General features: G+C 44.5%; 22 protein-coding genes. 10 read left to right on the forward strand and 12 right to left on the reverse strand.

Annotation, left to right across the window (positions count from 1 at the left end):
* Both J7I42_RS16715 and J7I42_RS16720 read left to right on the forward strand, forming a co-directional pair.
* Complete coding sequence (locus tag J7I42_RS16715; RefSeq protein WP_209139984.1) at positions 1–543, forward strand: hypothetical protein; 543 nt, start codon at positions 1–3, stop codon at positions 541–543.
* 23 nt (positions 544–566) lie between these two features.
* Positions 567–1,697, forward strand: a complete 1,131-nt coding sequence (locus J7I42_RS16720; RefSeq protein WP_209139985.1) for a chromate transporter — start codon at positions 567–569, stop codon at positions 1,695–1,697.
* Position 1,698: 1 nt separating this feature from the next.
* Here the strand turns inward: J7I42_RS16720 and J7I42_RS16725 are convergent, their stop codons facing one another.
* The 6 genes from J7I42_RS16725 to J7I42_RS16750 all read right to left on the reverse strand — a co-directional run bounded on the left by J7I42_RS16725 (position 1,699) and on the right by J7I42_RS16750 (position 7,819).
* Positions 1,699–2,559 (reverse strand): lysylphosphatidylglycerol synthase transmembrane domain-containing protein, encoded by an 861-nt coding sequence (locus J7I42_RS16725; protein ID WP_209139986.1) that lies wholly within the window; start codon positions 2,557–2,559, stop codon positions 1,699–1,701.
* Positions 2,559–3,506, reverse strand: a complete 948-nt coding sequence (locus J7I42_RS16730; protein ID WP_209139987.1) for a glycosyltransferase family 2 protein — start codon at positions 3,504–3,506, stop codon at positions 2,559–2,561. The genes J7I42_RS16725 and J7I42_RS16730 overlap by 1 nt, the downstream gene beginning before the upstream one ends.
* Positions 3,507–3,516: 10 nt before the next feature.
* Complete coding sequence (locus tag J7I42_RS16735; RefSeq protein ID WP_209139988.1) at positions 3,517–5,091, reverse strand: ArnT family glycosyltransferase; 1,575 nt, start codon at positions 5,089–5,091, stop codon at positions 3,517–3,519.
* 163 nt (positions 5,092–5,254) lie between these two features.
* Positions 5,255–5,782, reverse strand: a complete 528-nt coding sequence (locus J7I42_RS16740; RefSeq protein ID WP_209139989.1) for a flavodoxin domain-containing protein — start codon at positions 5,780–5,782, stop codon at positions 5,255–5,257.
* A 93-nt stretch (positions 5,783–5,875) separates the two neighbouring features.
* Entirely contained in the window at positions 5,876–7,414 is a 1,539-nt protein-coding gene (locus J7I42_RS16745) for a B12-binding domain-containing radical SAM protein (RefSeq protein WP_209139990.1), read from the reverse strand.
* Positions 7,415–7,501: 87 nt separating this feature from the next.
* Positions 7,502–7,819, reverse strand: coding sequence for an RNA recognition motif domain-containing protein (locus J7I42_RS16750; protein ID WP_209139991.1), 318 nt, complete (start codon positions 7,817–7,819; stop codon positions 7,502–7,504).
* 273 nt (positions 7,820–8,092) lie between these two features.
* On the opposite strand from J7I42_RS16750, the gene J7I42_RS16755 reads away from it, so the two are divergent.
* From J7I42_RS16755 to J7I42_RS16775, 5 genes are all read left to right on the forward strand, one after another.
* The gene (locus J7I42_RS16755; protein ID WP_209139992.1) at positions 8,093–8,875 is read left to right on the forward strand and encodes a helix-turn-helix domain-containing protein; all 783 of its coding nucleotides are present in this window, start codon (positions 8,093–8,095) and stop codon (positions 8,873–8,875) included.
* A 76-nt stretch (positions 8,876–8,951) separates the two neighbouring features.
* Positions 8,952–10,478 carry an FAD-dependent monooxygenase gene (locus tag J7I42_RS16760; RefSeq protein ID WP_209139993.1) on the forward strand — a complete coding sequence of 509 codons (1,527 nt, stop codon included), beginning with the start codon at positions 8,952–8,954 and terminating at the stop codon, positions 10,476–10,478.
* Positions 10,479–10,520: 42 nt separating this feature from the next.
* Positions 10,521–11,273, forward strand: a complete 753-nt coding sequence (locus tag J7I42_RS16765) for a helix-turn-helix domain-containing protein (protein ID WP_209139994.1) — start codon at positions 10,521–10,523, stop codon at positions 11,271–11,273.
* A 25-nt stretch (positions 11,274–11,298) separates the two neighbouring features.
* The gene (locus J7I42_RS16770) at positions 11,299–12,444 is read left to right on the forward strand and encodes an FAD-dependent oxidoreductase (protein WP_209139995.1); all 1,146 of its coding nucleotides are present in this window, start codon (positions 11,299–11,301) and stop codon (positions 12,442–12,444) included.
* A 227-nt stretch (positions 12,445–12,671) separates the two neighbouring features.
* A complete protein-coding gene (locus J7I42_RS16775; protein WP_209139996.1) occupies positions 12,672–13,079 on the forward strand; it encodes a response regulator in 408 nt (135 codons plus the stop codon).
* A gap of 109 nt (positions 13,080–13,188) precedes the next feature.
* Here the strand turns inward: J7I42_RS16775 and J7I42_RS16780 are convergent, their stop codons facing one another.
* The 5 genes from J7I42_RS16780 to J7I42_RS16800 form a co-directional block, all read right to left on the reverse strand.
* Entirely contained in the window at positions 13,189–14,886 is a 1,698-nt protein-coding gene (locus J7I42_RS16780; protein WP_209139997.1) for a carbamoyltransferase family protein, read from the reverse strand.
* 490 nt (positions 14,887–15,376) lie between these two features.
* The gene (locus J7I42_RS16785; RefSeq protein WP_209139998.1) at positions 15,377–15,679 is read right to left on the reverse strand and encodes a YHS domain-containing protein; all 303 of its coding nucleotides are present in this window, start codon (positions 15,677–15,679) and stop codon (positions 15,377–15,379) included.
* Positions 15,680–15,688: 9 nt separating this feature from the next.
* The gene (locus J7I42_RS16790; RefSeq protein WP_209139999.1) at positions 15,689–16,900 is read right to left on the reverse strand and encodes a sialidase family protein; all 1,212 of its coding nucleotides are present in this window, start codon (positions 16,898–16,900) and stop codon (positions 15,689–15,691) included.
* A 380-nt stretch (positions 16,901–17,280) separates the two neighbouring features.
* A complete protein-coding gene (locus J7I42_RS16795) occupies positions 17,281–17,688 on the reverse strand; it encodes a response regulator (protein ID WP_209140000.1) in 408 nt (135 codons plus the stop codon).
* 836 nt (positions 17,689–18,524) lie between these two features.
* Positions 18,525–19,754 carry a DEAD/DEAH box helicase gene (locus tag J7I42_RS16800; RefSeq protein WP_209140001.1) on the reverse strand — a complete coding sequence of 410 codons (1,230 nt, stop codon included), beginning with the start codon at positions 19,752–19,754 and terminating at the stop codon, positions 18,525–18,527.
* Between the two features lie 530 nt (positions 19,755–20,284).
* Between J7I42_RS16800 and J7I42_RS16805 the strand changes: the two genes are divergently transcribed.
* From J7I42_RS16805 to gloA2, 3 genes are all read left to right on the forward strand, one after another.
* Positions 20,285–20,734 (forward strand): cold-shock protein, encoded by a 450-nt coding sequence (locus J7I42_RS16805; RefSeq protein ID WP_236065510.1) that lies wholly within the window; start codon positions 20,285–20,287, stop codon positions 20,732–20,734.
* A gap of 256 nt (positions 20,735–20,990) precedes the next feature.
* Positions 20,991–21,533: a hypothetical protein gene (locus tag J7I42_RS16810; RefSeq protein WP_209140002.1), complete on the forward strand. Its 543-nt coding sequence runs from the start codon at positions 20,991–20,993 to the stop codon at positions 21,531–21,533.
* Positions 21,534–21,713: 180 nt separating this feature from the next.
* The gene (gene gloA2 / locus J7I42_RS16815) at positions 21,714–22,103 is read left to right on the forward strand and encodes an SMU1112c/YaeR family gloxylase I-like metalloprotein (protein WP_209140003.1); all 390 of its coding nucleotides are present in this window, start codon (positions 21,714–21,716) and stop codon (positions 22,101–22,103) included.
* Positions 22,104–22,560: 457 nt separating this feature from the next.
* On the opposite strand, the gene J7I42_RS16820 is transcribed toward gloA2, so the two are convergent.
* On the reverse strand, positions 22,561–22,983 hold the full coding sequence (locus J7I42_RS16820) for a hypothetical protein (RefSeq protein WP_209140004.1): 423 nt from the start codon (positions 22,981–22,983) through the stop codon (positions 22,561–22,563).
* Between the last annotated feature and the right edge of the window lie 3 nt (positions 22,984–22,986).

Below are 22,986 nucleotides of genomic sequence, written 5' to 3' on the forward strand. Positions count from 1 at the left end.
ATGGACAATCAAAAACCAACCGGCAACAAAGAAACTTTTAAGAAGGCATTTATTCTTATTTTTTTATTATCAGCCTTACTACCTGAATGGGGAGCAGCGCAGCAACCCGTAACCTATCCTAAAATAAATGCGTACGTAGGGATCCTTCACCCATTGGTAACGTATAGCAGCGATGAACCACATTATAATTTCGATGGAGCGTATGTAATTGGGATGCCTACAGGTATCAATATCTGGAAAACGGCCAAAATAGGTTTTTCTATGGAGTTTGTACCGCTGATAAAAGCTGCCAATGGCACCAGTAAGATGAGTAATTTCCTATTTCATCCCGGAGCCTTGTTTGGATTAGGTAAGGGTTTTACCCTGGCAACCCGGGCTGCTTTTGAAACCTCAGGAAGGTATGGTCTTACGCCAGTAATAAATAAGATAGTAAAGAAAAGCCAGGGCTGCAGCTATTTTGTGGCCGTTCCTGTTCCTGTACGGTTTGGTAACGACCTGCCTGCTTCGTTAACTATTGGCATCCAGTTTGGGATTGTTTTTTAACCTGGAATATTAAAACATAACTAATGAAAGCCCCGTATAAGTTGAAAGAACTTGCCTTATACTTTTTAAAGCTAGGCACTATAGGCTTTGGCGGCCCTGTAGCATTGGTAGGTTATATGCACCGTGACCTGGTTGAAAAACGCAAATGGATCACGGAAGAGGATTATAAAGAGGGGTTGGCACTTGCCCAATTAGCGCCTGGCCCACTGGCAGCGCAGCTATCCATATACCTGGGCTATGTTCATTATAGAATTATTGGCGCAACGCTTGTTGGGCTTGCTTTTGTTTTGCCTTCTTTTTTAATGGTCCTGGCCATTGGATATGCCTATGTAAAAGCGGGAGGGCTGCCCTGGATGCAGGCTGTTTTTTATGGTATAGGGGCAGCAGTAATTGGCATCATTGCAATTAGCAGTTACAAACTGTCTAAAAAAAGTCTGGGCAGGAATTGGTTACTCTGGGGGATCGCTGTGGTAGTGGCTACTGCCACTTTCATTACTGAAAAAGAAATTTTATGGTTAATACTGGCAAGTGGAGTGGTTACCTGGCTGTACAGCACATCTGCCCGAACAAAGACCCGCGCACTTTTTATTTCTCCGATCATCTTACAAATAACAACCAGTGTTACCGGGAATGAAAAAGTATTACAAATAGGCTGGTTCTTTTTCAAAGCAGGGGCTTTTGTATTTGGCAGCGGACTGGCCATTGTTCCCTTTTTATATGGCGGCGTGGTAAAAGAATACCATTGGTTAAATGACCAACAGTTTTTAGATGCGGTGGCAGTGGCCATGATCACGCCGGGCCCTGTGGTAATTACTGTAGGCTTTATAGGTTACCTGGTTGCAGGATTTCCCGGTGCCTGTGTGGCGGCCCTTGCTACGTTTTTACCTTGTTATCTTTTTACCATTATTCCAGCTCCCTATTTTAAGAAATATGGCAAACATGCCGCTATTAAAGCGTTTGTTGATGGCGTTACCGCAGCGGCTATAGGCGCTATTGCCGGCGCTGTTCTGGTATTGGGCAAACGTCAAATATCCGATCTTACATCTGCGATCATCGCTTTAGTTACCCTCCTGGTGCTTTTAAAATTCAAAAAAGTGCAGGAGCCTGTCATCATAGTGGTTGCGGCTTTATTGGGGCTATTGCTAAAAAACTGATCTAAACGACCGGTTTACCCCGCTGGCCCTTTTGCATCCACCAACCTACAACAGCGCTAATGGCGGTAATGAGGTAAAAAAGCAGGCTGGCCGTAACGGCTATGGTAGCCGAAACATGAAGATACAGCGCACCCGTTGTCATGGCTAATTCACGGGTACCGATGCCACCGATACTTATTGGCAGTGCTGCCACCACAGCACCTGAAAAAAATATTACTGCATATTCCTTATAAGCTATGGGGGCTGGCTGCAAAAAATGAAGCAGGCAAAAAAAGGCAACCAGTTGCAGACATTGTACCGCCATTGACAATACAATTGCTTTACTTATAACGCTGCCAAATGGCGGGAAAAATCGCTTTACAATAAACCAATAGAGTAGAAAACCGGGAATGATTGCCAATGAAACTATTCCAATGAGCCCTGCAGGCAAAGCAAGCGTAACAAAATTCAGGAGCACTACCATAATAGAAAGCAGTACCAGCAAACCGGTGACCCTGTCAAGTAAAGTAGCTTTGGCCGCCGGTGCCCAGGCAATGCCCCGATTTTTTAAAATGATCACTTTGTATACATCCCCACCCACCCCACCAGGAAGGAATAGGTTGTAGAACATCCCCGTATAATATAATTCCAGGTTATCTCTGTACGACAACCCTCCTTCCTGCAATTTGTTATAATACTGTAACAACCGGTAAGCACTAACAAACTGGGAAGCATTAAAGAACAGGATGGCCGGCAATAGCCAGATAACGGCAACGTTCCAGCGGAGATGCTTTAGTTCATTACTGTTTACATGACGCAAAGCAAGGAAGATCGCTACAATAGCCACCATACATTTGATCAAAAGAAGCAACCATTTCTTCATTACGGTTCGTTGTGATATTCAGTAACCGATCTGATCCGGAAGGCTTTTTTATTTTGCGATTCATAATAGGTCCGCATCATTATTTCGGCTACAAACCCAAATAATATTAATTGCAGTCCTGCCAGCAATAAGATCACCCCCAGAATAAGCAATGGCCTGCCGCCGATCTCTGCACCCAGCATTTTATCCACCAGCAAATACCCATTGATAATAACACCTGAAAAAAATAATAGCAGTCCAATGGGGCCAAATAAATGCATGGGGCGTTGAAAATATTTCTGTATGAACAGGATCAGCAACAGATCGCTTAACACTTTGGTTGTACGGCCTATTCCATATTTAGACTTGCCATGAATGCGCGGGTGATGTTTCACCGGCATTTCACTCATTCTGGCACCCTGGATGGCAGCCAATACGGGAATAAAACGATGCATATCGCCGTAGAGGCCCAAGGATTTCGCTATCTCCTGCCGGAATACCTTCAGGGTGCATCCATAATCATGCAGCGTAACACCAGTGGTTGATCTGATGATCTTATTGGCAATACGGCTGGGCACTTTTCTTAGCCAGTTATCTTGTCGGTTTGCCCTGATGCCCGCTACCAGTTCATGATCTTCCGCCCTCAATTTCGCCAGCATAACCGGGATATCTGTTGGGTCGTTTTGCAGATCGGCATCCATAGTAGCAATGAACTCGCCCCGCGCTACATTGATGCCAGCGGCCATGGCGGCCGACTGTCCATAATTCTTCATCAACACGATCAGCTTCATATCAGCCTGCAGGTGTTTCTTTATTATAGCAGCGGACCCGTCAGTAGATCCATCATCAACAAGGATCAGTTCGTAGTCAAGAGGTTGCAGGGCTGCAGCAGATTTTTCTATCAGGATCGGGATGTTGTCTGCTTCATTATACAATGCAATCACCACAGAGACCAGTACCCTTTTCATCTGTTATTTTTTATTTGTTTTTCAGTTGATAAATAAAGGAATGTTGGCGGCTAAAGAGGTCTTTACCGCTGGCTGTCATAAACAGCTGGGGTATACTTTCGGGTAGGGCCGGTGCTGAAGATCGTTCCAGCACAAGGGCGTCTGGATGCTTTTTCAGGTATTCCATAATGGAATCAGTCGCATTCAATACAACAATGGGCTGTTGGTGATAAAAAGTAAAAGCATCGTTGAAATTGTGATAGGCAATAACGGGTCTATTGGTTTGTACCAGGTGTTTCATTTGGTACACCGAGCCCTGCTTATCCAATGCGGGAAACAAGAAAGTAAAGAAGATCCCGGTTACGGCAATGGCCCCTGCAGCCGTTATATTAAAAGCCAGCTGAACACGCCATTGCTTATAAAAATAAATGGCCGCCAACACAGCAACGGGCAATACGATCAGCAAAATACTTAACGGCGCTATAGACTGTAACCCCTTTTCCGAATGCATCCAAAAATACATGGCGGGAGCCAGCGCAACAGTAAGGATGGCGAGTGTTATCCATTCGGGCCACAAACGTTTTGTACCAGGCTTTTGCGCTATAGCATGAAAGATAAAAGGACCGATGATCATTGCCAGGAAGGGATAAGAAGGAGTTGTGTAATTAAGCAGTTTGGTTGCCGATACAGAATAGGTCAGAATGATCACGGCTGCCGCTACCAGATTGAAGAATAACCAGTGGCTGCTTTTACGTTGTTTCCAGGCCCAGCCTGCACTCCTTATTAAAAAGATCGAAAATGGGAACAAACCCATAATAACAAAAGTCCAGGTTAAAATAAAAGGGCCCTTGTGACCATCCATCGGGTCTTTAAATCTGTTGATGTTATGCTGGATAAAAAAGCCTTCCGTCCAGGCGCCCTGAGTGTGTATATGCACCAGGTAAAACCAGGGTATAGTTATGCCGGCAGTAATAAAAAATCCGGTTATGGGGTATAGCCTGCGCCAGTTTTTTAACAACCATTCTTTTTGCAACAACAAGTATAACACAATCGTGACAAGCGGCAACGCCACCCCTACCGGCCCTTTGGACAGCATGGCGAGCCCCAGCAAAGCATACATCCCCCACAGGAAAATTTTTCTTTGAGCGTGGTAGCCTTCCCAAAAACAATACAAGGACAAAACATGACAGGCGATTAAATAAGGATCCGGAGTAGCCAGCCGGAACTGGAATATGGTGTGTACAGATCCTAACAAGACCGCGCTGCTCCACCAGGCGGCTTGTACACCGGCATATTTTCGTGCAAAAAGCCAGGTGGCTAATATAACCAGCACACCACATATAGCAGAAAAGAACCGGGCACTCGCTTCTGAAACACCACCGATGCGATAAGCCAGTAACATGGCGTAATAGTGCAGCGGAGGTTTATCAGTGCGCAGCATGCCATTAAAATACGGCACTAGATAATCATGCCTGTCCAGCATTTCAACAGGCACCTCACAGTTACGGGCTTCTGCAACCTGGAAGATGGTAACCGCCCCCAGTCTTATAAATAATAAAACCACCGAAAGAAGCAGGACAAGAAAAAAAGACCTGAAATAATGCATACCTCAATTGTTTCCTGGCAGATTGTAATTCAACTGATCCGGAATGCTGGACAAATCAAGGCTGTTCCCAATTCGTTTAAATTTAAGAGAATTCTTCCACTTTTATATCAGTTATACACATGAACCTGATGTTAATCATAATAATGGCTGGTGTTATTTGAGATCAGGCCAGAACTTTTTCCTGGCAAACAAATGCTTCCACCTCCTTCACCAATGGAATAATGTGTTCCTTTCTAACATCATCAAAGTCGGTCACCATTTCCTTTTTTACTTTAGGGTCCTTTACCAGGCTGGCGCCCAGTTTAAGCCCAAACCTGTCTAACCAGTGAAGCCCTTTGAGCAGCATTCTACCATGCAAAAAATAAATGGTGGCTTGTTTTAATAATGACAATTGACTGTTATTCTTCAGGATCACATTCAATTTTTCCTGCTCTTCAGGTGGCGTACCACAAACAATAAAAAGGAATATCTTTTTATTTTGTAAGATAGGCATCTGTTTTGCCAACCATTTCCTGATCAACAGCTTGCCAACATATACCGAGCTTCCAATAATAACAAAATCACAGTTGGCAATGTCTTCTGAAGAAATTTCTTCCGGCTGGCGGAGCGGTAATTGTAGCTCCTCACCCAGCCAATGGGCATACTGTCTGGTTGCCCCATATCTGCTTCTATAAATGATCAATCCTTTCATAGCAAACAATTTGCTATAAAGTTATTTCCTGGATCGCCGGGAATGCATGAGGATACTTATGATCGCAGGTGATCCTGATCAATATTGGTATTTTCAAGCATGCCCATTCATTGACTTATGAAAATAGGCATTGGCATCGTGTGAAAGGGCGTTCGCCGGTAACCATTGCCACCAGATGCCCAGGTCTTTTTTTATGATCTCATGATAAAAGGCAGGTAATTGCTGAGTTTCTCCTTCAAAATATTTTCTGAAATTTCGGTCATGAACAAGATGTTGGCGTATTTGCCGGTAAAATTTTAAACGGCCCCAGCCCTCTGAAGAAATGGCCCGCATTAAATTCATCCACCGGGTAGTGGTGCCATGTGTATGTATAAAGCGGCGATACAATGCCTTGGCAGAAAATGCATAGTCAGTAACATCGATCACCTTATCGTAAAAATCTACCCAATCGTAATTTTTGGGTTTAATATTCATAGCCAGGTGATTGTTGAGAAAATGAAACGGGAATGGAAGTACCCGCCCTTGTTTTTGATATTCCAGGTTCATGGGGGCAGCCTCACCAAAAGCGGTAAGCAGGGAAAAACCCGGGAATGCATTCGGGGCCTGATCTATAAACCGTTTGGTCAACTCAAATGGTTCGGTGCCGGCATCACTGTCGAGCCCCAGCACAAAATTCGTTTGTACATAGGGTACATAACGAAATATGGTGTTAACGTGTGCAGATACCTGGTTAACCTTTTCCATTCCGGTAATATGGGATGCTTTTGATTTATTTCCCAGGTCATACCAGGACTCAATACCTGGCAACACGGCAATAAAACCATTCTGTTGTAAAAGCTGCAGGTGCTTCTCTGTAAGAATTGATAAACTGCTCTCCGCAATAAATCGAAAGCTTTTAGGCGGACCAGCCGCAGCAATGGCATCCATGTTCTCTTCAAACCGAACACCAAAATTCGGATCATGAAAGGCTACCCAGGGCTTTTTATATTTGGTACGTAAAAACCGGAGATCTGATTGTATGGTTTTAAAATCCAATGGCTGGTAAGGAACCGTTGAGTCGATACAGAAAGGGCAGGTATAAGGACAACCCACACTGCCAAGCATAGGTACTATCTGAAGAAAAGGCGCCTTTTTTAGCGTAGGCGCTATAAATTTCCAGCGTTCCTCTACACCGCAAAAATTAGCCGGCTGTTTACCGGCACTCAATTGTATTCCCACTGGTCGATGTGGTACGCAGTTGTGTAAGATCTCTGTGATGGTAGACCGGCTGGTAAAACCCAACACATAATCAAAGTACAGCGCCGCATCATCGGGGTAACATCGGGCATGCGGCCCGCCCAAGACCGTTACTGCCCCCTGGCTGCGATAATAATTACTCAACGCATAAGCCAGCAGGGAAGCCTGGGTAAATGTGCTGATAAATACCAGGCTTACATCTTTTGGAAGTTCCCTGGTAAGGTCTTCATAGCCGGTATAACAGATCAATGTCACGTCATGCCCCTCCTGTTCGCACCAGGTAGCAATTACCTGAGGCATAATACTGGCCAGATTAGCATGCATGATCTTAGCCCATAAAGTGTTGGCAGGGCCTTTACTTACAAGGTCAATTAAACCAATTTTAAGTGGTGGCATACAGAAGGCTACATCTGGTACCTATCCAAAGGGGTTCAATATGTTTCTATACAACAATAAATCCGCGATTCAAATCAAGAGAATCCCTTACCACCTGTTCTTGTTATAACCACCACCTCCTCTATCATTGCGGGGCGAAAAATTTTTACGGGCAGGTCTGTCTTCCTTAGGTCTTGCTTCTACCACCTTTATGGCCCTGCCTTCCACCATGGCCTGGTCAAGTTCTGCAATTGCTTTCCGGGCAGCGGTGTCATCAGGCATTTCAACAAAACCAAAACCACGCGATCTTCCGGTTTCCCGGTCTGTGATGATCTTTGCCGAAGTGATTTCGCCATAAGGTGCAAAAAAATCTTTCAGATCTTCATCCTGTACGTTGAAACCTAAATTTGAAACATAAATGTTCATTGCTCACGATTGAAAAAATTAAAAATATCTCTGAGAAAGGCAACAAGTAAGACTAATGAAAGTGCAGAACCAGCAATTTGATTAATACTACTAATGCGAGGCTCAAAATTTACATACCTAAGTTAACGTTTATTCGTGGCAACCAGCTTTATTTTATCGTTTGAAATCGGTTACACGCCTGTTTTACAGTTACTTTATTTGAAATCAGCCCCTTAAGCTTATATTTTCAATTTCCATGTGAACCGGTTTAGCATTTTATTTACCTTGTGCCCGATGCAGCACCAGGAATTTGAAGCGCCACCAACACTTCGTGATACCATAAAATGCTTTTGGTACACCCGAAAAGATTTCGGGGAACTGCTCTCGGGTTTTGAGGTAGTGCCGGATGGCTATGCTGAAATTATTTTTCATTTCGGAAGCGCCTGCAGTTTTGTTTACAATGGGACCCTGCAACCGCTGCCCTCCCCGTTTATGACCGGACTGCTCAATCAGCCGGTTACTTTTTACACAAAAAACAAGTTGGAGATCATTGGTATCAGGTGTTTTCCCTGGACCGTATTCAATTTACTGGGACTCCCGGCTGGTAAAGACGGGGTACGCGTATTTGAGCATCCCATCGTCCGGCTTCAACCCAGGTTGAATACCTGTATGCAGGCTGGCCATATTGAAGAAGCGCTGTCTCATCTTATACAATATTTACTGCAGGCCCGGTCGCAGATCGCAGTTGATGCCATGCTATTTAAGGCGGGTGCTGCCCTGCAGGAAGCAAACGGCACCATTCCGGTAAGCCAGGTTGCGGCAGCCGCGCATACTACCGTGCGCACCCTGGAAAGAAAATTCAAGTTCTTTGCGGGCCACAGTGTTAAAGACGTGTCAGGGCTTATGCGTTTTGAACAGGTACGAAACCAGTTATGGCATTCCCCAAAAATCAATATTGCCGGCCTGGCCCATGAACTGGGGTATACCGATCAATCTCACCTAAGCCGGGAATTCAAACGTTATACCGGCACTACACCGGCCCTCTTCGCGCGCAGGCAAAACCGGACTAACAAGTAGTAAGCACTATTTTGTCGCATTTGTACAAGACTGGCGACTGTACATTCCGGAATTTTGTGGCTCAATCATTCTCTATATGAAAGCTACACAAGATCCTCCTGTTCATGATGTGATCATTGCCGGCGCCGGGCCCGTAGGCTTGTTCCTCGCCTGTGAACTGGCCCTGGCCAATTGTTCCGTTCTAATACTGGAAAAAGCGGAGCAGCCAAATTCGCCCCTGAAGTTTTTACCTTTCGGCATCCGGGGTCTCTCCGCCCCTACCATTGAAGCCCTTTACCGCCGGGGTCTGCTACCCGAACTGGAAGTACACAAACACCTTAAAAACCCGCACCAAAACGCCCAGAAGGGAGCTCGCCGCCAGGCAGGACATTTTGCGGGCATTCCCTTTCAAGAAGGTGATATTGATACCTCAGCATGGACACATCGTTTGCCAGGTGCTACCGACAACAGTTTAATTTCCGAAATGGCCGAGTTGGAGACCGTGCTGACCCGTAGGGCAACATCCCTTGGCGTAACGATCAAACGCGGGGTTGCCATTACCGGGTTTCATCAAACCGCCGAAGAGGTAACGGTGCTGTCAAATGACCAGTCATTTACAAGTAAATGGCTCGTAGGTTGCGATGGCAGCCGGAGTGTGGTGCGTAAAGCGGGTGGGTTTGAATTCGCGGGTACCGAACCTGAATTCACCGGTTATACGGCAAAGGTTGACCTGGTGGATGGGGAGAAACTCAGTCCGGGCCGTACCATGACCGCAACAGGTATGTACCTGCAATCACAACCAGGTTATCTGCTGATCCAGGATTTTGATGGCGGTGCATTCCATCATTCAGAAATGCCCCTTACGCAGGAACACGTGCAGGCGGTATTGCGGCGCGTCTCGAACACCGATGTTACTATCAGTGCACTGCATATGGGCACCACCTGGACCGACAGGGCCCGTCAGGCCACCAACTACCGCAAGGGCCGGGTTTTATTAGCCGGCGATGCCGCACACATTCATTCGCCATTGGGCGGTCAGGGGCTTAACCTTGGAATGGGCGATGCCATGAACCTGGGTTGGAAGCTCGCGGCCACCATTCATAATAAAGCACCGGAAGGTTTGCTGGACAGTTATCAGACCGAAAGACACCCTATTGGAGCACAGGTACTGGATTGGTCACGCGCCCAGGTTGCCATCATGAGACCTAACCCGGCTGCCCGTGCGCTGAATGCAATCATGCGTGATCTTATAAATACCCGCGATGGCGCCACTTATTTTGCGGCAAGAGTGTGGGGCATTTTCACGCACTACCATCTCGGTGGCGATCACCCGCTAACAGGGCACTCCGTTCCCAATTTTGAATTCGAAGATGGCACAACAATTGGGGAACTCATGCACGATGGCAGGGCCATACTGCTTGATCTTGGCAGTAACGATTCTCTTAAAAAACTGGCAGATGTATTTGGTTCTCCCCTCAACTATATTACCGCCAAAGCAAAAGAACAATTAGGGCTAAGCGCCGTACTGATACGCCCCGATGGCATTATCGCCTGCGCTGCAGACAACGATCCCGATCACCAGGTATTTCAAAAAGCTGCGGCCCGATGGTTTATACCCTCCTAAAAAAGGGTAACTTTAACTATTGGATCATGAACCAGAAAAACCATGGCTGACCTCCAGTATCAAATAAATACACCCGACCCGTTGTTGCGCGAGTATGTAGACAGCTTCTGGTTATTGCACAACCAGTCGCACCAGGAGAAGACCGTGGTGATACTGCCTGATGGACGCATCGATCTGTTCCTGTCCCGGTCGTCTACAGAACCCTTTCGCCTCACTTTAATGGGAATAGGCAGCCAGCCAGATCAGGCGGTGATCGCACCCAACAGCACCACCTACGCGATCAGCTTCAAATTACCCGCTGTAGAATATATTTTTGGGGAACCTATGGCGAACCTGCTGAATACGGCCCAAACACTGCCACCCGGTTTTTGGGGTTTTATGGAAGCGGACCTCCAACATTTTGATCATTTCTGCCGCAAGGCTTCGCAGCTCATACAATCAAAACTGCCCGCGGAAACAGATACCCGAAAAATGGACCTGTTTAATAGGATCTATGAAGCACAGGGCAATGTACACATCAACGAGGTATCACAACAGGTATACTGGAGCAGCCGGCAGATAAACCGCTACTTCAATCAACAGTTTGGGCTTTCTATGAAAGCCTATTGCGACATCCTGCGTTTCAGGGCAGCCTTTCCGCAATTGAAGGAAGGCAAGTTGTTTCCGGAAGAAGGCTTCGCCGATCAATCACATTTTATAAAAGCCGTCAAAAAACTGGCAGGCGTTTCGCCCAAAGTACTAAACCAGAACCCGAACGGCCGATTTATACAATTCTCCACCCTTGACGGGCAATAACTTTGTGTGACAAAACAAAGTCAGGATGTTATTACAAAACAAACAGGTAGCCATAGTGGGTGGCGGCCCGGGTGGCCTTTCAACAGCCAGGTTGTTACAAATAAAAGGAGCACAGGTTACCGTATACGAACGCGACGTTAACCAGGAAGCAAGGGTGCAAGGCGCCACGCTGGACCTGCATGAAGAATCCGGGCTGGAAGCCTTGCGTCGTGCCGGTCTGATCGATGCATTCTATTCCCACCATCGGCCTGATGCGGGTAAATTACGGCTTGTTGACAAACACGCGGTAATAATGCTCGATGACCATACAGCCGAAACGGCTTATGCAGAGGACAGACCTGAAATAGACAGAGGGCCGCTTCGCAAGATATTGATGGGATCATTGAAACCGGGTACCATTGTGTGGGACAGTCAGTTTGTTTCCATGGATAAACACCAGGAAGGCTGGGTATTGCATTTCAGGAACGGCCAATCAGCCTATGCGGATGTAGTGATTGCTGCAGATGGGGCGAATAGCAGCATCCGGCCCTACCTCACTTCTATACAACCTGTTTATTCTGGTGTTACAATCGTGGAAGGCAACCTATACCATGCCGCCAAACACGCACCTGCGTTGAATGACCTGGTCAAAGGCGGAAAGGTATTTGCGTTTGGTGACGAACAATCGCTTATTCTCAGCGCCAAAGGCGATGGCTGTCTGTCATTTTATACAGGTTGCAAAGTGCCCGAAACCTGGATGCGGGAGAGCGGTATTGATTTCACCAGCAGGGATGCTGTGCGCACCTGGTTTATGAGCGCATTTGGCACCTGGGACCCGGTGTGGCAGGAATTGTTCGCCAGCGATGAGTTGTATTTCATTCCCCGTCCACAATACCATTATCCGCTGGACCAGACCTGGCCTGCACACCCCAACCTGACCATGCTGGGTGATGCCGCGCATCGGATGCCTCCCTATGCCGGTGAAGGTGTAAATATGGCTATGCAGGATGCTTTTGAGTTGGCGGACTGCCTAACAAGCGATGAATATCCCGATCTGCAAACAGCTATTGAAGTTTATGAAAAACAAATGCGGCTACGCGCCATGGAGATCACCCGGGTTACCCTGGAAAACACCGCCCTATTGCATGCAACAGATGCCCTGGACAATATGGTGGCAATGATGCAGGGGTAGCAGGTTGTGCTCCCCTCCGAACAACAAGGCAATAACAAATAGTTGTTAGCTGCAAATGAAAGCCCTGCCAATCTCCCCAAATAGAGGAAGGTTGGCGGGGCTTTTATGCTAATTTTTAAAATATTTGTTAGAAATAAAAAAAAACGATCTTTCAAGACAAGTATCATTTACTGATTTAAATTAGTTTTGCACCATACTAAAAAAATACTGGTTTCAAACGTGCTTATATGTGTAAAGATCAGGCGATAATCTTACTGGTCGATGACGATGTAGACGATCAGGACCTTTTAACCGAAGAGATAAACAAACTCGAACCTTCCATCCAGGTAAAGCAATTCTACAATGGAATGCAGGTAATGGAGTATTTATTCAGCATGGAAAAAGAACCGCCGTGCTTGATCATTCTCGACTATAATATGCCCGTGGTATCGGGATTGGAAGTGCTGGAGAAACTGGCTCACCTCCCCCACTTGCAACATGTGCCTAAAATAGTGTGGAGCACATCCAATTCATCTACTTACCAGAAGAAATGTCTGCAAACCGGCGCCTTAAAATACATTGTAAAGGCAAATGACATGAATGGGCTCACAAAGATCGCATCAGAAATGATCGCTGCTTGTTGTGTGGTAAATTAAGCTGTGCAAATTACCCCGGCAACAAAAAGCCCCGTAAATAAATTTTACGGGGGCTTTCAGGTCATGGGCCCTTGAACGGCCTTCTGGTGTCGGAATTCAATATATCCCGCTAATATTTTTCAATAATATAGTTCCCGAGAACCAACACATCCAATCCTGTTGTAAAGAAACATCGAATAGCATCATACGGTGATTCCACGATCGGTTCCCCCATCACGTTAAAACTGGTGTTGAGCAACACCGGAACACCACTCAGTTTCTCAAACTCTTTTAGCAGGGTATGAAACCTGAGATTCGTTTCCGGGTGGATGGTTTGCAAACGGGCCGTTCCATCCACATGCGTAATAGCCGGAACTGCGAACCGCTTGTCGGGCAATACATCACATACCTTCAGCATAAAGGGGTCAGCAACATGCTGTTCAAAATATTTTGGAACGTCCTCAATAGGACAGGAAGGCGCAAAGGGTCGAAATGCTTCCCGGTGTTTTACTTCTGCATTTACTTTATCCTTCATGTGCTTGAGGGTTGGATTGGCGAGTATACTCCGGTTACCCAGCGACCGTGGCCCGATCTCCATGCCACCCTGGAACCACCCTACGATCTTACCCTCATTGAGAATTTCAGCCGTCCTTTCTTCCACATTGTCATAATAAGTTGCGTTCAGTTTACAAATACCAAGAACGGTTTCAATATCCTTGTTGCTGTAACTGGTACCTACATAAGGGTCAAGATGTACAAAACCGCGCTTGTTCTTTAATACGCAATTGTACAGGTAATAAGCAGCACCTATTGCCGTACCATTATCCCCGGCTGCGGGCATCAGGTAAATATCTTTAAACCCACTTTCCCGAACAAGCCGTCCATTGGCCACGCTGTTGAGCGCAACCCCGCCGGAAATTACCAGGTAATCCTCGCCGGTCTTTTTGTACAACCCACGGGCAAGCTTAAGCATGCATTCTTCCAGGTGAAGTTGAAAGGCAGCAGCAACATCCAGGTGATATTGTTCAAATTTGGCACGTTTGTCATTATTCCGGGGTGGCCCAAAATCTTCGATGAATTTCGAACTGTACCGCACCGAAGCATAATACTGGTACCTGAAATAACTAAGATCAACGCCGATGGAGAGATCGTCGTTGATCCAAAATATCTTTGAGACTTTGTCGTAAAACTTTTGCGGATTACCTAAAGGTGCAAGCCCCATTGTTTTTCCCTCGTCATAGTTAGGAATGAAACCAGTGAATTGGGTGGCGGCTTCATACACGGAGCCCAGTGACATAGGAAAATTGTCCTGTCTGAAAAAAGTATAGCTGCAATCTTTTGCCTTGCCCATAAAGGTGGTGGCCCATTCGCCCGAACCATCTACAGACAGCAGCGCTGCGCTCTCATAAGGAGAGATCAAAAAGGTACCCACCACATGCGAGAGGTGATGCGGAACATAATGGACCGGCGGTTTGTGGCCATCTTTGAAAAAGGTCTGGTACCACCTTGACAAACGCTTGCGTTTCCAATACGAATTGATCACCAGTTCCTGCGAAATGAATTTGCTGCTTCGCATCAGGTGCCGCATGGCATAAAAGACCTTCTTCCCAAGATCCAGACCTGGATCTACAGACACCGTAACATGATCAATATCTGCAGGTGTTAAACCAGCCACCTCCATGCATTTTTTAATGGAATGAATGGGAAATTCGGTGGTGTGCTTTTTCCGGGTAATACGTTCTTCCTCGATCGCAACAACTAGACGACCATCTGACACAATACAGGCCGTAGAGTCATGATAATAAAAATTGATCCCAAGAATGTTCATAATCCTTATTTTAAGTAGATGGATAATCACATGCCGTTTCACATGCCACTACTCGGCCAATATGTGGTTCCCCAATACTGGTGTAATAACATAATAAAATTGAAAAAAGGGACACAGACAGAGTAGGATGTTATTATAATAAGGAAGCTAACAGGAAAAAGGCCGCATGCGATTTTTTACCTGCGCTCGTCTTACTATAATTTCATGATGGCTTTTAACAGGAAATTATTACCATGATGGCTTTAAACAGGAAGTTTGTAGATGGATCTTTTTTTAGTCAGGGATGAACGTTAACCGGCCCAATAAAAGGGCATGAAAATGGTTTGGTTAATGCTTGGTTAACGCGGTTTAAGTTAACATTCTTTTTCTAAAATTAAGATATTTTTTAATTGACGTTGGTCAGTTTGGGCATAATCATTCGAATCAGTTACAAAAATTGCTTTATGTCAATCAACTCACTCAAGAAATGAGCATTGTCTTTAATCTCATTTTAATGTCGGTATTTAGATGACAAGAAAGCTTCCGGAGTTTTTAGGAAATCGCTTTTACAATCTTTAGAACAAAAGCCATAAATTTTACCTTTATATAACGTGGTATCCTGAATGCCTGCAGACAACATCATTCCACAAGCCAGGTCCATTTTACTGGCATATTCAATTCCATCAAAACCCTGGTTTCGGGTAATCACAGTTACTGAATCTTTTTGTGTGGTGTCTACAGCATTTGCATGTTCGTTGTTGTTGCAGGAAAACAATACCATTAATAATAACGCGGCAAATAAATTACATTTCATCAGATTGTTTTAATTTATAGTAACCAATTGATAGGTCACATATGGTTTATCACCATTATTTAATGTATAAGCAACTATTGATTGATGGTCGTTCAAGGTTGACAATACCGGGAAACTGGCAGCCGAGCTATCGGCGGTCAAAAAACTGAACCCTTCACTTTTTCCGTCTTTATCCCTTACCTGCAGGCCTATTTTTTTACTTACGGTACTGTTGGCCACTTTCGATTCGTCCCAAACAATTACCACCGTTCCATTGCTTAAGGAAGCCAGTTGGGGATGCGAGCCTTGCGCACTTACACTGTCATGTTGCACAAAGCTATGGCCGTTATCAGTTGATCTTGTATAAAAACAGCCCTTTATTTTTCCGCCGGTAAACCAGGAGAAATGCAATCCGTCGGCATTCTCTGTCATGGCAGGCCCGGTATGCGGACAACCATTCAACACCCAGTTATCATTACTGATCCTTTCAGGCGCAGTAAATGTATTTCCGGCATTAGTCGATACCATATGCACCATATCGCGAATGCTATCGTCAATAATGCCCCGATACAACACATGCACACTTCCTTTTTTATCAACAAAAAGATCGGTACGGCAGCATGGGCAACAAGGCTGACTGATCAACCGGGCATTATCAAAACCATGGCTACCCTGGGTGGTGGCAAAAAACAGGGCCGACCCTTCCCTGGTTATTGTTTTCCGGTTATCGAGCCAAACAATACCCGCTTCGCCGTTGGGCAATAGCGCTATGTCATAGTAACGCTGATCATAACCGGCGGTATCACTGACAAGCGGTTTGGGGGCCGTCCAGCTTTTTCCTTCATCAAACGACTGAACGTAATATACCAATCCGGAATACTTGTTTTTAGGATTCGCATTACCCTCACCCCATAAAGCTATTATTTCGTGAGATGGCTTAAAAATGATCTTTGGCATGTTTTCGCCATGGGGCTGAATATTGCCGCTGCCGGGTATTACCACCGGAGCTCCAAATGTTTTTCCATCCTTACAGATTGCATAACAAAAGGCAGCAGTGCTGTCATTTACCAGTCGCACCCAGCTCATGACGGTATTTCCCTTCTCGTCCTTCGTAAGGAACGGGCATTGGCCGGGGAGAGAATCAATCGACAAAGCCTGTTCAGGCGAAATTAAAGGTTTTACGGACGTATTAGCGCACCCGGTACAGTATACGACCAGCATGACAAAAATCAGGTATTTCATGAGTCTTTCTTAAAGTCGTGGGCAAAATTACAACCCATTCAGCTGGTTTTTTAGGACAATAGTCATAAAACTCCTTTAGTTACAATTTTTTATGAACAACCAGGAAGTGTACCTACGACTTATTATCGCCGGGGATGGTAGTAGAGAGGCTGTCGGACTGTAGCGTAGTGGTCTGGAAGTGGTCATACGACCAGAGTCTCCAGAGAATCCCCTGGGCGCTTTTAAATGTTATCAAAAGCCCTATACGTTGAATGATTACCGAAAGATCATAAAGGAGATAGTTGGCATTTCCCTGGAATCCTGCAAAGCATCTAAATGATCGTCCTGGATCTGAACTGATGAACGATGCTTTTCACTGGCAAGTATCCGTTATTGAAAAACTAAATAGAATATGGATGGCAGTAACTCAATATTTTCTTAATGTCTGTTGTAAGCTCATTAAAAGTGGCAGGCTTGGTAAATGTTGCAACACTTTCATCATTCCAATATTCGTCTTCCCGCCTGCTTTTAAACGTTGTCAAAAGAACTACAGGAATTGAACCGAACTCAGGATGTTTTCTGATCTCTTTATAAGTTTCCATTCCATTCATCAATGGCATATTAAAATCCAAAATAACCAAAGAGGGTAACTCACCGGCAATTCTGGCCTTCCTCAATATGTCGATTGCTTTTAGCCCATTTTCGGCTTCTAATACCTTTATGGAAGGATTAATACTGTTAATAGCGGAGCTAACCAGAAAACGATCGTCGGGATCATCATCAACGTGTAGTACGATTTGAGGCCGCATAGAGGTCGAACCAGTTTTGGTTATAGGGTAAAACACATTAATAAAAACGAAACGCTGCACAATAATAGATATTACATTTCACATCCATCTATTTGTTGTATTATTTTTTTGAAATTCCCCCGCCCCAAATAATAAGTTTAAACATTAAAAGTCAGCACGTTAAGAACAACTGTTGCGGGCTGAAATTTTAGCATGCTGCTCGAATAAGCATGGGACTTCATTCCACCGGATTTTCTTTCCAACATAATAAAAATTGACTATCAGTCAGTTGTAATGCCCGCATGCTCACCTAAAGGTTATACATAGTTGAAAGACAGCTTTTTAATAGCACGCTTACTCATTTTTGTTCGGGATTTCTTTTGGTCTTCTCTGGGGAAGCACCCGGTTTTCCCTGGGAAAAGCCAAACCAGACCCGAACAAGACTTAGTGCAGATATAGCGAAGACCCGAACAAATTGAACCGGGGCCTTGTCGAATTTACTTCAGATATACCCGATAACCGATACTTATTCCACCAGAATTCCAGCAGAATTGCATCAGAATTACATAGTCTATGCAATTCCTATGCAATTCTTATGCAATTCCTATGCAATTCTGACCGGGTAAATGGCCTGTTTTAGTATATCTGGAAAGAATTTGACAAGGATGTCACTATAATTTGACAAGGATGTCACTATATCTCTCATCATGGCGCCCCGCCTCAGTGGGGTGCCTGCCTGGTATATGCGTTAAGTGATAAGGTGAGCCGTCCGCCAGTTGGCAGATGACCCACCTTAAATAAAAACGCCTCGCAATATTGATCACGAGGCGTTTTGAGTATGTTTCTTAACAGTTAGTCTAATACGTTACTGCTCTTTTTTTTGTGCTATTATTGCGATGAGATCGTGTCTGCGGCCGGTACTTCTGAGCAGGCTGCTTTTTAGCAGGTGCGTTTTTAGGTTTCTCTACAAATCCTGTGGTGTCTTCAACGACAGGGATCTTCATTTTGATCAGCTTTTCAATATCCCGGAGCAATGGTCTTTCTTCCGGGGAACAAAACGACAAAGCAGTTCCTGTTGCGCCGGCCCTACCCGTTCTACCGATCCGGTGCACATATGTTTCTGCCACCTGCGGCAGATCAAAATTGAAGACATGACCGAGCTTATCGATATCAATTCCTCTCGCTGCAATATCGGTAGCCACCAATACCCGCAACTTGCGAGCCTTGAAATTTTTCAACGCCATCTCGCGCTGGCCCTGAGAACGATTGCCGTGAATGGGAGCAGCCTGCACACCTGATTCATTCAGGAAGCGGCTCAGCCTGTCGGCCGTATGTTTCATTTGTGTGAACACGATGGCAGATTCCAATTCTTCCGATGCCAGCAAACGCAGCAGCAGGGCTGACTTGTGTTTCTTTTCAGTATGATAGATCAACTGGTCGATCTTAGGCGCGGCCGATGAAACGGCGGCCACCTGTACCTGAACCGGGTTGTTCAACAAACTGGCTGACAATTGCCTGATATCAGGCGGAATGGTAGCTGAGAAAAAGAGTGTTTGCCGGTTGGCCGGCAGTTTGGCGATGATCTGCTTTACATCTCTTACAAAACCCATATCGAGCATGCGGTCGGCTTCATCCAGCACCAGGTATTTGATCTGATTAAGCGAGAGTAACCGCTGTTGCATCAAATCCTGTAAACGACCAGGGGTAGCCACCAGGATGTCGAGCCCCGCCCGGATCTGTTGTACCTGAGAATGCTGAGGAACACCGCCGAAAATAGGGGCAAATCTCAGACCGGTATGCCGGGCAAGTGCCCGTACAGTATCCGTGATCTGGAGTACCAGCTCACGCGTAGGCGCAATGATCAACGTACGAAGTGTTGTTTTTCTTTGCTCCTCCTGCATTAATTGCAGTAAAGGAATAACAAAAGCGGCAGTCTTGCCGGTTCCCGTTTGGGCGCAACCGAACACATCGCGGCCTGCCAGCACATGCGGTATCGCCTGTTGCTGAATAGATGTAGGATTGCTGTATCCCTGTTCATTTAATGATTTCAGCAGGGATGTATTTAGATTTAGTTCTTTGAATGCCATAGTACTTTTGCCTGGAAGGCAATTACAGATAACTTTTGAATATATAATTTGATTAAAAAGTGAAAAAGGACCCAACAAGCGTAAAGAGAAGAAAAATTGTTACCGGTGAAGTGTAAGAATTAAGACTATTCCTAACCGAATGATGAAGAACTTGTGTTCACGATGCAAAGATAGGGCTTTATTTTGGCTTGTTACCATGCTATTTGTTAAATTCCTTCCCCGGCCAGGGTATTCATTGATTGACAAGGCATTAGGCAGCACATTGACTATCACGCCATTACCTTTACACCTGCGGTATTCTGATTTATTATTTGTACCTTTGTGTTCTTATTCTCCGCCTGCACCTGTTTTGATTCTTCACAACACTTAGTAAGGTTAGGTCATAAGTACTTCTGAAATTCGAATATCAAATGCTTCCTTTCTTCGAAAGCATTTCAAGGACCGAGTATGTTAAATGACGTTGGTTAACACGTCTGATGAGTGGCTTTAAATAATATTTCCTGTTCAACAGGAATCACTAAAAATTAAATATGGCAAGATCACAAGACACATTTGCAAAAAGAGAACGCGAAAAACAGCGCGTAAAAAAGCAAGAAGACAAAAGAGAAAAGATGAAAGAAAGAAAGGCTAATGCAAAAAGCAGCAGCCTGGAAGACATGATGGCTTATTTAGATGAAAATGGCAATCTTACTGACAGACCACCTGATCCAAGGAAGATCAAAACGTTCCGTCAGGAAGACATTCAGATCAGTGTACCTAAAGGCGAAGACAGGGAACCGGATCTACCCAGACAGGGAAAAGTTTCCTTTTTTAACACACAAAAAGGATTTGGTTTTATTATTGATGCAGAAACAGGTGAACGTATATTTGTTCACGCCAATGACCTATCGGCACCCATCCAGGAAAACGATAGAGTAACCTTCCTGATACAACATGGACCTAAAGGATTGATGGCTGCTAACGTAACGCATGTCAAGTAATATTACGCCATGCCTAAATGATGGTTTATGATATTTTTAAAAACGGCGATAAGAAACGCTTCGTAAAATGCTTTACGGAGCGTTTTTAGTTTATGCCAATTTAAAGATCTATTAAACTGGACGAATAACCGTAAATTTTATATCTTTCATAAAATTTGGTACTATCAAGCATCCTAACTAAGTATATAATAAACGGGAACAGGGAAATCAGAAATGATATTTCAAGGATTTGCCTTATTCAGCCAATAATCCTGCAATGAAATTCATAGTTACTTTCATCATAACACTTTTACTGTGTAAACCAACACACGCACAAAAGTATCCCCAGTCATTGATCGACAGCTTTTCTAACGAAACAATTGAGTACTATTATACAGACTTTATAAACCGCATCGACAGTACAGAGCCCGATTATTACAAACCGGGCACCATGTATATGCTCAAAAGCGAATTAACAAAGAACTTAAAAACACACTTCAAGAGTTTTACCCTCTGTTATGTAACACACGAGCAGGCTTTGGATGCATTCGTCAAGACGGAGGACCGGAGCGGCTCTTTGGAGAATTTATCTGTTACCCAATTGAAGGACACTATCAACATTGACATTGGTGGCTGGGTCATACAGATCACCAAGGTTAAGACTGTAAATGGTAAGCTAACTCCCGTAAATTCAAACTTCCTGATCAGTTGTGGTGGAACGCTTGGTTATATTCCAACCTGCAGATTTGTATTTGACAAAACATCACATTCCTGGAAAAGGTATACCTGGCAACAGACTGCAGCCATGTTAATACGTTGACACAGGAAGTAGGTTGATCAGTTGACCTGTTGATCAGGAAAAGCAGGTTGATCAGTTGACCAGTTGATCAGGAAAGGCTGCGGATTCGGCGGGTCACTTCCGGACTGATCAAACTTATTCTCTTCCTCCAGGAAAAAGACAATAGGTTTGCATTAGAAAAAAAATTCCTACACAGACAACATGAAAATTGAAAGATTACACCATGTAGCCATTATTTGTTCTGACTACGAAAGATCGAAGCGTTTCTATACGGACGTTTTAGGCTTTAAAATTGACAACGAAGTTTATCGCAAGGAAAGAGATTCTTATAAACTTGACCTTTCCCTTAATGGACAATACTTAATTGAACTTTTTTCATTCCCCAACCCACCCCAAAGACCATCACGTCCCGAAGCAACAGGTTTAAGGCATATTTCCTTTGGGGTTAAAGACATTGAGCAGTCTATTGCATTCTTACAATCAAAAAATATTACTGCAGAACCAATCCGGATTGACGAATATACCGGTAAAAAATTTACGTTCTTTAACGACCCGGACAATTTACCCATTGAAATCTATGAGGTATTATAAAAATGAAGCCGATCGTCGGGTAAGACCCTGCCACCACATTACCAATGTGTCAACCTGTTAACGTGTCAACCGGCGGTGTGGTGATCAGTTCTATTTTTTCAATCTTGTCAGCGGGCATACCTGACAGCATCGGCAATGCTCACAATAACCCTGTGCCTCAATGCAAATAGTTTGCAAGTCATAGCAAGACAGTTAACAGTTAATAGTAAGTCTTCTAAACAGAGCGTTTATTGTATTGCTTTAATAGAGGTAGGAAGAGAAGAAGGCTGGGAATCACAACAAATGTATTAAAACAGCCGAATATAAGTGAAAAACCAGGACACTATTATCGATTGAAGGTCAATTGACAGGCAGAAAGCAGACTCAATCATTATAGCAAGGGGCAGCGAAAGAAATGGCCCCAATTGTCGATTGGGGCCATTTATACCTGCAATTTGATCCTATAACTTAGTTCGTCTTATGCTCTTGTTACCAGTTTTTGCTGAACTTTTCTGCCCAATAAAAACGGACTAATAAAAGTAGCGGCAATCAGAAAATAAAAAAAGTTAGCTGTTAAATAATCAGTGCCACCAGGCAAAAGTAAACCATAGAATAAAGAAAGAACTATGTAGATCCCGCAATTGACTACTGCAATCTGTAACAATCTATTTCTCCATCTTTTTGCATTTACCAAAAAGTAGAAAAGTATAATATAGAACAGATAGTAGAATATAAACCGCATGGCATTTATCTCAAGCCCATCCCGCACCGCTTTCTCAATGTGCCAGGAATCTACTTTGTATTTTACAAAAAATAACGCACACTCTAATAGTACAATACAGATCACTGTTTCAATCAGCATTAACAGGATCGTATAGAGGACACACCTTAGTACAGACATACT

Origin of the sequence: Niastella soli (assembly GCF_017742245.1) — a bacterium.
Taxonomy (GTDB): Bacteria; Bacteroidota; Bacteroidia; order Chitinophagales; family Chitinophagaceae; genus Niastella; species Niastella soli.